Origin of the sequence: Nitrosomonas sp. HPC101 (assembly GCF_009833125.1) — a bacterium.
GTDB lineage: Bacteria > Pseudomonadota > Gammaproteobacteria > Burkholderiales > Nitrosomonadaceae > Nitrosomonas.
Window position 1 is genome coordinate 125,083 of record NZ_QRCC01000004.1, and the last position, 12,623, is coordinate 137,705.

The following is a 12,623-nucleotide window of genomic DNA, read 5'->3' on the forward strand; positions in this document are numbered from 1 at the left end:
ATTTGTTAGTGCCTCAAAAACGGCTGGACTCTAAGTGCGCCGTCGAATGCATTCAGCAGATTGATCGTTGGTTGAATCTGTCCGATGATTTGGTTCCAGCGTATGCCTTCTGCCCGATCAACATAAATGACATCGCGTGGTTGCAGTGGAAAACGATCAGCCAAAAGCAGGGCATCAGGTGACTTTGCATCCAGATGGTATATTTCGGGTTTGCCCAACCCTCCACGAAAAACAAAAATTCTTGATGGATCAGAGGTTCCCTGATCGAAACCACCCGCTTCACTCAGCGCTTCAGTCAATGTCATACGCGCCTTGTTCATCACCAGACTGCGTGACCGACCTACGGCACCACCTGCGACGAAATGATTGGTTTCACCCAGCACAAACACCTTATTCAGTGCACTATCGGGCACGTTTAATACATCTCCATGTTGAAGCAGAACATTTTGTGTGATATCACCTCCTTCATAGAGGTTGAGCAGGTTGATATTGTAAGTTTTGTCGTTCCGGGTCAGGATGATGTTGCGCAAGTCCGCATCAGAATTTACTCCGCCGGCATTATTGATGGCTTCCAATACTGTCAGAGGAATATCCTTGACCAGTTGCACGCCGGGTTGGGCAACCTCGCCGACTACATAAACCCGCTGGCTGCGGTAAGCTGCCACGCGTACATCAAGTTGCACGAATTCAATATATTTTGAAAGCCTGCTGGTCAACTCTGCGCGGATATCCTCTACAGTCCGCCCGGCAGCTTGCACAACACCAACGTAAGGGTAAAAAAAGGTTCCGTCTTCACCCACGACATTTCCGGCAGATTCTGCAGAACGGAATTCACCCGCAGGAATGGTCAGTTCCGGATGATCCCAGACCGTAATACTAAGAATATCCCGCGGGCCTACCTGGTATTGCGAGTAGGGGGCATTTTCTACAGGAACACCTTTGATGGTATTTGAGCCGATACGGTAATTGAAATAGTGATTAGCAACGTTATCAGGGGCGAGACTGAAGTTTTTATAGTTTTTTTCGAGCTCAATAATCAGTTCAGCATTAATTGTCTGAATGTTGAGTCTCTTCAGAATGGTTTCGTCATTTTCCCGGGTCGGTATCTCTGTGCTGGATTTCCGGGAGAATGGACTCATATGCTGGCCGGGAACAATGGTGCAGGCTGCGAGCGGGCATAACATCAGAAGAACAATACAGATTTTTACTTGTTGTACGTTCATATTGGAGTGAAATGGATTATTTTCATGGAGAGTTGACAGCGCCAGGTGCTTGCAAAGGATTTATAGTTTTGCTACCCACTGGGACACGCCTTGTTCGATGAGCATCATTGCGTGCTTGAATGCGCATAGATTTTTTTTGTATGGATCGCTGATATCAATTTTCTCCCATTCCCCGAGGCGGAACACTTTACCTTTTGCGCTGGGAGTGCGCGCTTCAATTGCAGTCTTTTGCCACGTTTCCATGACCAGTATGATGTCCGCTCTGTGAATCATGTCATCGGTGATTTGCCGAGCGCGGTGAGTGGAAATATCAAGTCCTGTTTCTGCCATTAACTGGTGGACTGCGGGATCAGCTTGATGACCTGGCAATGCACCCAGGCCGGCGGAGCTGACAGTGTGTCCTGTTTTGCCCGACTGGGTAAGAGCAGCGCGTAAAAACACTTCCGCCATTGGGCTTCTGCATATATTTCCTGTGCAGACGATGAGTATATTGTTGAACAATCCTGATTTTCTGTGTGAAAGCAAAGCTGGAGATTTTCAGTAGTTGTTTTAGAGTATGTTAGGGCATGACTCGATTTTGTCAGTTGCGTACTTACTAAGGAGCCTTTGATTAAATCTCACATGGTCGCACACTGTGTTTTGCAGGTGGCATGTGAGGCAGCGAATGGCTGACCCTTTCACAACGAACTCAATGCAGCAGTTCGTCTGCAAAATCAGGGTCCTGAAGGGTTGCGACAAAATTATGTGCTCACTATGTCGCGTTCCTTGACATCGTAGAATAGCTACGACCTGCGTCGTGCTTCTTACGATCATCATGATTTTTCTTGCAATGCAGTGCATGGAGGATTTAATCAGAGGTTGCCTAGTATAAATCCAGTTCTTTGAAGTATCTTTGGTAAAGATAATCATTCCTCTATTCTAACCCGAGTTAGTCGCTCGTATGCGGAATTTCCAACTATATTGTATGAAGTGATTGTTTTCTCTGTTTTTTCTTTTGTGTTTGTTTGTGCAATTTCGGGGTTTCGAACAGATCATATAAGGGTTGAGACTGCGCACAGTATATGCTGACATATAAAGATGTATAAAGGCATATAAAGGGTATGAACACACCTCTGCATTTGAATCTGGTGAGTGCCTGGCAGCTGTCTATTGAGATAGATATTAAGTGGATATTCGGAAGATCATATCCGTAACCTGCAAATTTGACTATACTTCATCTCATTCTTGATTGTTTTTGTATCGGATATTTGCCAGATGCAAATTACTTGACGTACCAACCGGTTCATACATTTCATGACCCAAGTTTATTTTGATCATAATGCCACAACCAAAGTGGATGATGCGATTCTAGACGTCATGCTGCCCTATTTTCGTGAAAATTATGGGAATGCATCCAGTCATCACACCTTCGGGCTGATTGCACGCAAAGCTATTGATAATGCGCGTGAGCAGGTGGCTCGAGCTGTTGGTGTCCGGCCTGCACAGGTTATTTTCACCAGCGGCGGTTCCGAGGCAAACAATTTGTTTGTACGAGGTGTGTCGGATAGTCTGAAACCCTCTGCTTTGGTTGTAAGTACAATCGAGCATCCATGCATCATACGCACTGCACAGGCATTGGCAAGAAAGAATAATGAAAAATGGCAACTACATTACTTGGCTGTGGATAAAGAGGGTCAGATAAGAGTGGATGATGCAGCGGAAGTGCTGGCTGTGAAAAACCCGACCATGGCTTCAGTAATGCTGGCAAACAATGAAACGGGGGTGATTCAGGATGTTGCTTCTATTGCCGGGGTTGCGAAGGATCAAGGCGTCTGGATACATACCGATGCAGTACAGGCATTTGGTAAAATTCCGGTAAATTTTGATGCACTAGGTGTACACGCCATGACGTTATCCGCACACAAGATTTACGGACCCAAAGGGGCGGCGGCACTGATTATAGATCCACGCTTACCGCTAAAACCGCTTATTTATGGGGGGGGGCATGAAAATGGCTTGCGTTCTGGAACTGAGAATGTGCCGGCCATTGTCGGGTTTGGTGCTGCCTGTGAGCTCGCTATGTCCAGGTTAAATGAATCAAAGACACGCACGCTACAGTTACGTGATCGTCTGGAACAGGGTTTGCTGGAGATGGGCGCTACGATATTTGGATTGCATGCTTCCCGTTTGCCCAATACCTGCTATTTTGCATTGCCGGATATCGAGGGAGATACGCTGGTGGTTCGGCTGGATAAAAAAGGTTTTGCAGTTGCCAGCGGGGCGGCCTGTTCCAGCGCTACGCCAGGTAAAAGTCATGTGCTGGAAGCCATGGATGTGCCACCTATTCTGGCGCGATGCGCGATCAGGGTCAGTCTGGGGCCGGATAATACAATTGAAGAGGTTGACACTTTCCTTGCTTCCACCAGGCATATTGCTGGTGAACTGAGAAAAATGAGTGCATTGCTGAATATATGAATATACAGAGAGAAATTTGCAGTTGAATAGGGCCAAGTATAAAAATGACTGACCAAATTGATGATTTTCCCGCTAAGGCAATCATTTTGAGTGCAGGGCAGGGCAGACGGTTGTTGCCTCTGACTGAAGATACTCCCAAATGCTTGCTGCCGGTATCGGGGAAGCCGGTTATTGCTTGGCAGATTGATACGTTACTGGCCAATAACATCAGGGAAATCGTAATTGTGGCCGGCTTTCAAATTGGCAAAGTAGCAGCGCTGATAGCGGAACGTTACCCTGATCGTCCAGATATCCGGGTCGTATTCAATCCCTTTTACGAGGTGGCAGATAATCTGGCCAGTTGCTGGATTGTGCGTGAAGAGATGAATGCCGGTTTCCTGCTGCTAAATGGCGATACGTTGCTGGGAGACAATTTATTGCCGGGCATGTTACATGCCCCAGTAGCACCGATTACCCTGTGTATCGATTTCAAGGGAACGTTCGATGATGATGATATGAAAGTGCAGCTTGGCCCGCAGGGCCAGGTAAAACAGGTGAGTAAAAAATTACCTGCGGAGGAAACCGATGCGGAATCGATTGGATTGATTCGTTTCAGTAAGCAAGGTGCCCGGCTTTTTCGTGATGCCGTGGAGCAGGCCTTGCGTGAACCAGAAAAACTGGGTTCATGGTATCTGGCAATTATCAGTGCGCTGGCTAAACAAAACGTGGTGAGCAGCCATTCAGTTTCCGGGAACCGTTGGTGTGAAATCGATTTCATTCAGGATTTGCAGAAGGCAGAAAGCTATTTTTCTTGCAAAGAAGCCGATGCCGCAGATCAGTCCCGATCTGATCAACTGTTACATCTGCCAGGGTGATCCAGAGGAAAGACGATGAGTGTGGAAATATTCAATGGCACTATGCAGAAATTTGGTGCACCTGATACAGTTATCTGCCAGTTTCAGCACTGGAGTGTACTGCTACGTCCGGCTCAGTTGACTCTGGGGGCACTGGTATTGATTGCGCACGAGCCAGTACAAAGTTTTTCTGCGTTGAGTGGCGTCAGTTTCGCAGAGTTACAAATTGTGACCGGAAAAATGGATACCGCTTTGAAAAAAGCCTTTCAGTACGACAAATTGAATTATCTGATGTTGATGATGGTCGATCCCGATGTCCATTTTCACGTCATTCCCCGCTATGCACAGGCCAGGGAGTTTTTCGGCAAAACCTTTTTTGATGCTGGTTGGCCCGGCGCGCCTGATTTCAGCAAAATCAACGAAACCGATGCAAGTATCAACCAGCAGGTAATAAAGCATCTGATTTCCTGCTGGGAGTGAATCTGAAGAATATTCCTCTCATGGCGGATAACACGATACAAGCCAATTTCCCCTTGTATGAAGCACGTGCATTGGTGCGCGATCTGATGACCCCGGATCCCAGAGTTTACTGGGTGGATTTTCTGTTCCATATCGTGCTGGGTTGGGCAGCTTTTGCGACAGCACTCCATGTACCGTGGCTTTCTATCTGGCAAATTCTGTCTTATTGGGTGGCGGTGTTTGCGTTTTATCGCGCTGTGATTTTCATTCATGAGCTTGCTCATCTTGAGCGTGGAACGTTCAGATTATTCCGGTTGGTATGGAATCTGATTTGCGGTATTCCGTTGATGGTTCCATCCTTCACTTATGACAGTGTGCATTACGATCATCATAAGCCGGCTATTTACGGTACTTCCGAGGATGGGGAGTATTTTCCTTTTGCAACACGACATCCGGCAGGGTTGGCAGGTTATGTGCTGCTTTCGCTGATTTTGCCACTGTTGCTGGTGATTCGGTTTTTATTGCTGACCCCGATTTCGTATCTGATTTCGCCCTTGCGGAGAGTTGTCTGGGAACGTGCTTCCTCACTGACAATCAATTCAGCCTATATTCGCCGGAAAAACGCAGTTCGTAATGATCATGACTGGCGAGTGCAGGAGCTGGCCACGTTTTTATTTGCAGCAATTATCGTGGCCAGCGTGATACTGGGGAAATTATCCTGGCAAGTATTGATACTTTGGTACGCTGTCGCTATCGCAATTTTCATGCTGAATTCACTGCGTACCCTGGCTGCACATGCTTATCGCCATGAGGGAGATCACAGTCTTACCCTGGTTGAGCAATATCTTGATTCCGTCAATGTTCCCGGTAATTTTTTGACTGTATTATGGGCGCCTGTCGGATTGCGTTACCATGCCACGCATCATCTTTTCATGAGCATGCCTTATCATAATCTTGGCAAGGCACACAGACGGCTTGTACAGAAGCTGGGAGATAACAAACTGATTTTGCAAACCAGCCGTAATGGATTGTGGTCTGCGCTGAAACAAATCTGGCAGGAAGCTGCTGCTGTAACAGCAAATAAAAAACAGCATCGGGGTAAAATATAAAGTTTTCCCGGTTAAGAGGCTTCAGTAGTTTTCTTATGAGCAAAATACAAGAAACAACCCGACTGGTGCTGCTGCGTCATGGGCAGAGTGTTTGGAATCAGGATAGACATTTTACGGGCTGGAGTGATATTGCGCTGAGCCCGCAAGGTAAAGCGGAAGCGGACAATGCTGGCCGACTGCTTATACAGGCTGGTTTTACCTTTGATGTTTGTTACAGCTCGGAGCTGAAGCGCGCCCGGGATACACTAGCCACTGTGCAGACAGTGATGGGCCTGAATCATCTTCCGGTTCACCGGAGCTGGCGATTGAACGAACGCCATTACGGTGCTCTGGAGGGCATGCGCCCTTGGGCGGCTATCCGGAAATTCGGTATCTGGCCGGCATTGGGAAGTCAATTTCTTTTTACTGCAAGGCCTCCAGCATTAATGCTGAATGATCCGCGTGCACCGGGTGGTCAGCAGCGTTATGTGGCAATTGATCGTTCTCAGCTTCCTCTGGCGGAAAGCATGCAGCAGGCACTGGAGCGTGTGCTGCCTTTTTGGCAGGAAACGATTCTTTCCGAGGTAAAACAAGGAAAACGATTGTTGGTTGTCTCGCATAAGGGGCTTTTGAAAATGCTGATTATGCAATTGGAGGGGCTGACAAGTGCGCGGGCGATGCGCCTGTCGATTCCGACCGGCCGTCCGCTTTGTTATGAGCTGGATAGCCTGCTCAAACCGGTTAACCGTTACTGTTTGTTAGGCTGAAGAAAGAGTATTGGGATCTGCGACAGATCGCCTGAATCGGGAAAATGATTATTTTTTATATCTTCGCATCATTTTCAGTAATGTTATCAGAGATAACAGTATGCTCCGTCATTGCGATGCGTCAACGCGTGTGACGCAATCCAGTAGCAACAAGGGTAGCTTAGGCACTGGATTGCCGTGCCACTGACACGATTCGCAAGGACGAAGGTCGCCAGAAGAGGTGCTTGCAATAAATTTTTCTACTTTGATTCAGTACGTGGCATTTCAAATCACCTGTATAGGCCGGCAAACACACTCAACTGAAATAGTGTAGAGACGTATTATTTTTTATCCCGGTCGGATTGGCTGGTCATGCTGGATAATACACCAGTGGAAATTTTATATAGAAGATCAGCCGTTATCTGGGTAAGTTTTATGCCCGCTTCAAGTCGGGCTCGTCCGGTTGAAGCAACCTGGTGTGCCAGAATTGCCAGTGTATCCTTGATTTGTCTACCTACTGCGGTGCCATTGTGTTGTGCATGTGTTAATAGATCCTGCAGCGTTTCAGCGATCAGACCTTGTGTGGCGGAAGCCGTATGTTTAAGGGTATCCAGAAGAACATCTTCCAGATCTTCCAGATCTTCCCGGGCTTTAGCCAGGTCGCTGTCCGAGAATTTTTTTGCCTTGCCGGCCGCTTCCTCTAAAGCCAACTTGGAAGCACCAGCCAATTGAGCAAAGGCATCATCCAGTCCGCTGACTGCCTGAGTAATTTGTGATCGGGCCGCCTGGGATTGTCCCTCAGCATGTGTTATTTTTTGTTGTGCACCAGCCTGGATGCCCTCCATCACAGCGGTTGCTATCTGTTTAAGGGATTCTATATCCAGGCCATTGGAATGCATCGCCTTGAGCGTGAGATTTCTGACAGCATCTTCTACATCACCACCATGCTCTATTGCTTCCCTGACTTCTGCAGTAAGCTGGGCAACATCCTTGTCAGTACGGGCGGTATCATGATTGTCATTTTGCATCAAAATCCTCCATTTTCAGTGGTTAATACAGGCGAATACGGTTGCATTATAGACTGATCTGCCGGATGCCGCCCATGTAAGTCTGCAAGATTTCAGGGATGGTGATACTGCCATCTGCATTCTGATAATTTTCCAGAATGGCTACCAGTGTGCGTCCGACTGCCAATCCAGAGCCATTGAGTGTATGCAGCAGCTCCGGCTTTTCCTGGCCTTTGCGTAGGCGTGCCTGCATGCGCCGTGCCTGGAATGCCTCGCAATTGCTGCATGATGATATCTCCCGGTAGGTTTGTTGTGCAGGCAGCCACACTTCGATATCGTAAGTTTTGGCTGCAGAGAATCCCATATCGCCGGTGCACAACAGCATCACCCGATAGGGGAGTTCCAGTTTCTGGAGAATTCCTTCGGCATGATTCACCAATGATTCCAGTGCCTCATAGGATTTTTCCGGATGAGTAATTTGTACGAGCTCGACTTTGTCGAATTGATGCTGGCGAATGAGTCCGCGTGTATCTTTACCGTAACTGCCCGCCTCGGAACGAAAACAGGGGGTATGGGCGACAAACTTGAGTGGAAGATTTTCAAGCGGAACAATCGTATTGCGTACGATGTTCGTAAGTGGAACTTCAGCAGTGGGAATGAGATGCAAGCCGGTTGATCCTGTTTTATCCGGATTGTTCGATTCATCCTGCATACTGGCTTGCACAGAAAAAAGATCCTGCTCGAATTTTGGCAGCTGCCCCGTGCCCCGCAGACAGTCTGCATTGACCAGGTAGGGCACATAAATTTCGCTGTAACCATTTTCTTGTGTGTGGGTATCAAGCATGAACTGCGCCAGGGCGCGATGGAGTCGAGCTATACCACCTTTCAGCAAACAAAAGCGTGCTCCACTGAGTTTGGCTGCCGTTTCAAAATCGATCAACCCGAGATGTTCACCAATGCTGGCATGATCCTTGATCGTGAAATCGAAATTCCTGGGTGTTCCCCAGCGCCGTATTTCGAGATTATTGTCCGCATTGTTACCGGTTGGAACGCTGTCGTGCGGTAGATTGGGAGTTTCCAGCAGCAGCTGCTGCAATTTTGTCTGGATGCATTCGAGCTCGTTTTCCGCCTGTTTTAACGCATCACCCGTATCCGCTACTTCAGCCATGATTGCACTGGTGTCCTCCCCTCGCTGTTTGGCGATTCCAATTTGCTTGGAAGCTGAATTACGTTTTGCCTGCAGGGTCTGGGTCAAAGTTTGAACAGATTTTCGTTGACTTTCCAGAGATTCAAAATCTGCTACAGGAAAGTTGTAACTTCTTTGGGCAAGGCGAGTGACAATGTTTTGCAGGTTATTGCGTAATTGTTGAATATCCAGCATGTGAATAAGGCTCCAGAGATCGGCAACCGGCAGACAACCGTACCGGGCGGATATAAAGTATTTTTTGTGGTTGATAAAGGGTATTGCTGTCGTTCTTAACGGATAGGCAGATTTACCACCGAGCACAATCCACAGATATTAACACTGAGCCTCAGAGTGGTAGAGAAGGCTGCAAAGGTGTAGTAGTCAACGGATTCAATCATCAAAACTGCATAAGGAATACAGCTGATGGCCTTGCTGACGCAACCGTGTGCTCCCGCCGACGTCGGGCAAATCGATGACAAAGCAGCATTCGATTATTTTGCCGCCCATCTCCTGAACCAGTTTGATCGAAGCTTCCATCGTGCCTCCTGTTGCGATCAGATCATCGATCAATAACACCCGATCTCCCTTGTCAATCGCATCTACATGGATTTCAACCTTGTCGCAGCCATATTCCAGCTGATAATCGCAACCTATGGTCTCGGCCGGTAATTTGCCTTGTTTGCGAATAGGAACAAACCCGGCTCCCAGCGCATAAGCAACCGGTGCGCCAATAATAAAGCCGCGCGATTCAATCCCGATGACTTTATCAATTTTTTTTGACCGATAACGTTGCGTAATTTCCTCGATTGTCGCGCGTAACCCAACCGGATCTTTCAGGAGTGTGGTGATATCCCGGAACATGATGCCTTCATGAGGGTAATGCGGGATAGTGCGGATATGTGATTTGATAGACATATAAGTTGGGATGATAGCAGTTTTGGAATCAGCAGACAGAATCGGCGAAATGCCGCAACGTAACACATTTGGAACGTGGACGACTTGTATTTCAGGTGTTACCTGTACGGCGATACAGTCCGATTAATTCAGCCTGGGCAAGAATATGTCCCTGCATGGCCTTTTCCAGAATTGCTTTGGTTGGCCGGTTCAAATCGGGCAATACGATATCCAGCGCGTACAGCTTATGAAAATAGCGGTGAATCCCAATAGGTGGACAAGGCCCACCGTAGCCGGTTCGTTCCCAGTTATTGATGCCTTCCAGTGTGCCGGTGGGTAATTCGGCAACGGTTACTTGTTCCGGTAATTTGCGGATGGCAGATGGAATGTTGTAAAGAATCCAGTGTACCCAGGTCATTTTGGGTGCCTGTGGATCGGGTGCGTCCGGGTCATCAACGATCAGAACCAGAGTTTTTGCGTTTTCCGGTACACCTGCCCAGATAAGCTCCGGTGAAGAATCTTTGCCGTCACAAGTGTGACGCACTGGAATCAAACCTTGATGAGAAAATGATGGGGATGTCAGACTGAGTGTCATGATTTTTGCTGTAAGAAAGTGGTTGGGAATACGTTTTCATCACGCATAACGCATAACTTGTGCCACTTCCTTTTCTTGATTACTTTAAGTATATCAGGCATGCAACTCTATATTCAATAATACAATGCTGCATGCTTTCATATTTAATTGATACTATCCTGATTAAGCTTTTGCGGGATTTTTTTTGCGCAGGAAGATAAAAGCTCCTGCTATACCCACACCAATCAACAGAATCAGCTCTATCGTGCCAAAACTGGATCCGTGATCATGACCGCCACCCTCTCCGATATGCAGTGGGATACTGACAGCTGTTTTGACATTGCCGGCACCATCATCTGTTTCCAGTTGAACATTGTACTGTCCGACTTGCTCAAGATTGGTTGCAACCACAATAATGCCGGATGAGTATTTCTCAGTAGGCATGTACAATACTTCATGCGCGCCGTGCTCGCTGCCTTCATGCCCTTCCATAAGTACTCTGACAGCAATGGGAACTTCGCGCGTTTTGGCGTCGGAAAGCTCGATCGTCATGTTGATTTTGCCTGCATTGGGAACATGGTTGCAGTACGAGTGCATGGGGGGGATATTTCCTTCAGGAACCTCATAGACGCTGATCGAAACGGGAAAATCTCCATTGTCAATCTTGCACCCCTCGGAATCGTGATGTCCCTCATGAGCGAGCATAAGCTGAGCCGATGCGGGCAACGATGCCAGAGATATTGAGATTGCGAGGCATAGCCCCGCAACGTATCTGTTTCTAAAAACCTTGTTCATATTTCCTCCACTTTAGATTTCGAACCTTGATGCTGTTTAAGTGTATTTCCTTTTTATCAGGCTTGCTGATATCAGCCTGATTTTCTTGATTCGGGTTAGAACGCAACCACCACCGGATTGTATAACAAAAAGCAAGTCAGGCAGCATCGTGATTTGCGTGCAGCCGAGGCGTCACTTCTACCCTGCCGGATAATAGTTCAGAAAGCCTGTTCGTTGCCACTGTATCCGTGCGCATGTCCGGCGGATGCTTAATCGTAATACTGCAGGATATCCAGCGGATACCTTTTCCCGGCGCAGTAGTCCTCGATACACTGCATCACCAGTGGTGTGCGATGCATTGCCTGTTTTGCACGGATTTCATCGATACTGAACCAAGTTGCCCGTACGATACCGTTATCCAGTTTTCTGTCAGGATCAAAAGAAACAACCTGGCCGGAAAAAGTGAAGCGCAGGTAGGTGATTCCGTTCGAGGCGCAAGTCCAATGATAAATACCGGTCAACACTGCAGGCTGGAAACTGTAACCGGTTTCCTCCAGCACTTCGCGGCTGCATGCCTGGATGATGGATTCATCAGGCTCCAGATGACCGGCCGGCTGGTTGAGTTTGATTGTTGTGCCTCTAGGAATCTCTTCCACTAACAGATATTTGTCGTCCTGTTCGATAACAGCGGCAACGGTAACATTCGGTTTCCAGGTCATGGGTTGTAAAGTTAGTTTTTAAAAATGCAAGTCGGGATCGAATGAATCCAGAAGTCGGTCAGCTGTATCTGTTTTACGATGTTAATACCGCAATACGCTCTTCAGTAGAGCTATGAACAGGATCCCGTTTCATGAATATCAATCTTCACGGCGGATAGAAATGGAATGATTGGATTGTTTTATGCTCGATGGTCTTTGCTTGCTTGTGCCACAGTTCGAGTCTCGCCGTATTCTACTTGTTAATAATTGTTTGTCCCTGAAAAACGTAACAATCGATTGATTCAACAGAGCTGTCCGGACTGCGATTGCAGTCGTGGTTAATAGAAACTTGTACAGGTGACTGTCGGTTTGTGAGATGAAGCGTGGAGAAATTCATTTCTGTTTCTTACTGCATGCCATGACTGGGCTCTTTTTGTTGGGAAGATTTTTATATCGCAATGGTAATTTATTGATTTCCATCTTTGCCCGCCTGTCTGCGGCAGGGGACGTGAAGCAATCCAGAGAAATGATAGTGCAAGCATTGGATCCTGATGGATTGTGCAATGATGAGGATTTATGTGTTTGCTGCAGTGATAATTTAGCAATCTCCATTTTTTCTATGCTTGAACTCCTGTCTGGAATAGACGTATCCTAGACGAGGAGGAAAAGAGATGGAAGCTAAAGTTA

The 12,623-nt window shown here is 47.3% G+C and carries 14 protein-coding genes; 6 read left to right on the plus strand and 8 right to left on the minus strand.

Features of this window, described 5'->3' with window-relative positions:
- Nucleotides 1-5 precede the first annotated feature (5 nt).
- Both ABO04_RS04010 and ABO04_RS04015 read right to left on the minus strand, forming a co-directional pair.
- Nucleotides 6-1,223 carry a polysaccharide export protein gene (locus tag ABO04_RS04010; protein ID WP_160809400.1) on the minus strand — a complete coding sequence of 406 codons (1,218 nt, stop codon included), beginning with the start codon at nucleotides 1,221-1,223 and terminating at the stop codon, nucleotides 6-8.
- Between the two features lie 60 nt (nucleotides 1,224-1,283).
- Nucleotides 1,284-1,748 (minus strand): low molecular weight protein-tyrosine-phosphatase, encoded by a 465-nt coding sequence (locus ABO04_RS04015; RefSeq protein WP_345852848.1) that lies wholly within the window; start codon nucleotides 1,746-1,748, stop codon nucleotides 1,284-1,286.
- 768 nt (nucleotides 1,749-2,516) lie between these two features.
- Here ABO04_RS04015 and ABO04_RS04020 point away from each other — a divergent pair.
- Genes ABO04_RS04020 through ABO04_RS04040 form a run of 5 tightly spaced genes read left to right on the plus strand, consistent with a single transcriptional unit; the run spans nucleotide 2,517 to nucleotide 6,824 of the window.
- On the plus strand, nucleotides 2,517-3,677 hold the full coding sequence (locus ABO04_RS04020; RefSeq protein WP_160809402.1) for a cysteine desulfurase family protein: 1,161 nt from the start codon (nucleotides 2,517-2,519) through the stop codon (nucleotides 3,675-3,677).
- A gap of 44 nt (nucleotides 3,678-3,721) precedes the next feature.
- Complete coding sequence (locus ABO04_RS04025) at nucleotides 3,722-4,531, plus strand: phosphocholine cytidylyltransferase family protein (protein WP_160809403.1); 810 nt, start codon at nucleotides 3,722-3,724, stop codon at nucleotides 4,529-4,531.
- Nucleotides 4,532-4,546: 15 nt separating this feature from the next.
- On the plus strand, nucleotides 4,547-4,990 hold the full coding sequence (locus ABO04_RS04030) for an HIT family protein (protein WP_160809404.1): 444 nt from the start codon (nucleotides 4,547-4,549) through the stop codon (nucleotides 4,988-4,990).
- A gap of 20 nt (nucleotides 4,991-5,010) precedes the next feature.
- The gene (locus ABO04_RS04035; protein WP_160809405.1) at nucleotides 5,011-6,078 is read left to right on the plus strand and encodes a fatty acid desaturase; all 1,068 of its coding nucleotides are present in this window, start codon (nucleotides 5,011-5,013) and stop codon (nucleotides 6,076-6,078) included.
- A 35-nt stretch (nucleotides 6,079-6,113) separates the two neighbouring features.
- Nucleotides 6,114-6,824 (plus strand): 2,3-bisphosphoglycerate-dependent phosphoglycerate mutase, encoded by a 711-nt coding sequence (locus ABO04_RS04040; protein ID WP_160809406.1) that lies wholly within the window; start codon nucleotides 6,114-6,116, stop codon nucleotides 6,822-6,824.
- Between the two features lie 320 nt (nucleotides 6,825-7,144).
- On the opposite strand, the gene ABO04_RS04045 is transcribed toward ABO04_RS04040, so the two are convergent.
- The 6 genes from ABO04_RS04045 to ABO04_RS04070 form a co-directional block, all read right to left on the minus strand.
- Nucleotides 7,145-7,831, minus strand: coding sequence for a DUF6781 family protein (locus tag ABO04_RS04045; RefSeq protein ID WP_160809407.1), 687 nt, complete (start codon nucleotides 7,829-7,831; stop codon nucleotides 7,145-7,147).
- 46 nt (nucleotides 7,832-7,877) lie between these two features.
- Nucleotides 7,878-9,191, minus strand: a complete 1,314-nt coding sequence (gene serS / locus ABO04_RS04050) for a serine--tRNA ligase (RefSeq protein WP_160809408.1) — start codon at nucleotides 9,189-9,191, stop codon at nucleotides 7,878-7,880.
- Between the two features lie 195 nt (nucleotides 9,192-9,386).
- Entirely contained in the window at nucleotides 9,387-9,911 is a 525-nt protein-coding gene (locus tag ABO04_RS04055; protein ID WP_160809409.1) for an adenine phosphoribosyltransferase, read from the minus strand.
- Nucleotides 9,912-10,002: 91 nt separating this feature from the next.
- Nucleotides 10,003-10,485, minus strand: coding sequence for a YbhB/YbcL family Raf kinase inhibitor-like protein (locus ABO04_RS04060; RefSeq protein ID WP_160809410.1), 483 nt, complete (start codon nucleotides 10,483-10,485; stop codon nucleotides 10,003-10,005).
- A gap of 162 nt (nucleotides 10,486-10,647) precedes the next feature.
- The gene (locus tag ABO04_RS04065) at nucleotides 10,648-11,259 is read right to left on the minus strand and encodes a hypothetical protein (RefSeq protein ID WP_160809411.1); all 612 of its coding nucleotides are present in this window, start codon (nucleotides 11,257-11,259) and stop codon (nucleotides 10,648-10,650) included.
- Nucleotides 11,260-11,507: 248 nt separating this feature from the next.
- Nucleotides 11,508-11,957, minus strand: a complete 450-nt coding sequence (locus ABO04_RS04070) for an NUDIX hydrolase (RefSeq protein ID WP_160809412.1) — start codon at nucleotides 11,955-11,957, stop codon at nucleotides 11,508-11,510.
- 355 nt (nucleotides 11,958-12,312) lie between these two features.
- On the opposite strand from ABO04_RS04070, the gene ABO04_RS04075 reads away from it, so the two are divergent.
- Nucleotides 12,313-12,591, plus strand: coding sequence for a hypothetical protein (locus tag ABO04_RS04075; protein ID WP_160809413.1), 279 nt, complete (start codon nucleotides 12,313-12,315; stop codon nucleotides 12,589-12,591).
- Nucleotides 12,592-12,623: the final 32 nt, after the last annotated feature.

Coding starts and splice junctions, on each gene's coding strand:
- ABO04_RS04020 (WP_160809402.1), top strand. CDS start 2,517: ATGACCCAAGTTTATTTTGATCATAATGCCACAACCAAAGTGGATGAT.
- ABO04_RS04010 (WP_160809400.1), bottom strand. CDS start 1,223: ATGAACGTACAACAAGTAAAAATCTGTATTGTTCTTCTGATGTTATGC.
- ABO04_RS04030 (WP_160809404.1), top strand. CDS start 4,547: ATGAGTGTGGAAATATTCAATGGCACTATGCAGAAATTTGGTGCACCT.
- ABO04_RS04055 (WP_160809409.1), bottom strand. CDS start 9,911: ATGTCTATCAAATCACATATCCGCACTATCCCGCATTACCCTCATGAA.
- ABO04_RS04075 (WP_160809413.1), top strand. CDS start 12,313: ATGAAGCGTGGAGAAATTCATTTCTGTTTCTTACTGCATGCCATGACT.
- ABO04_RS04035 (WP_160809405.1), top strand. CDS start 5,011: ATGGCGGATAACACGATACAAGCCAATTTCCCCTTGTATGAAGCACGT.
- ABO04_RS04060 (WP_160809410.1), bottom strand. CDS start 10,485: ATGACACTCAGTCTGACATCCCCATCATTTTCTCATCAAGGTTTGATT.
- ABO04_RS04065 (WP_160809411.1), bottom strand. CDS start 11,259: ATGAACAAGGTTTTTAGAAACAGATACGTTGCGGGGCTATGCCTCGCA.
- ABO04_RS04025 (WP_160809403.1), top strand. CDS start 3,722: ATGACTGACCAAATTGATGATTTTCCCGCTAAGGCAATCATTTTGAGT.
- ABO04_RS04040 (WP_160809406.1), top strand. CDS start 6,114: ATGAGCAAAATACAAGAAACAACCCGACTGGTGCTGCTGCGTCATGGG.
- ABO04_RS04070 (WP_160809412.1), bottom strand. CDS start 11,957: ATGACCTGGAAACCGAATGTTACCGTTGCCGCTGTTATCGAACAGGAC.
- ABO04_RS04045 (WP_160809407.1), bottom strand. CDS start 7,831: ATGCAAAATGACAATCATGATACCGCCCGTACTGACAAGGATGTTGCC.
- serS (WP_160809408.1), bottom strand. CDS start 9,191: ATGCTGGATATTCAACAATTACGCAATAACCTGCAAAACATTGTCACT.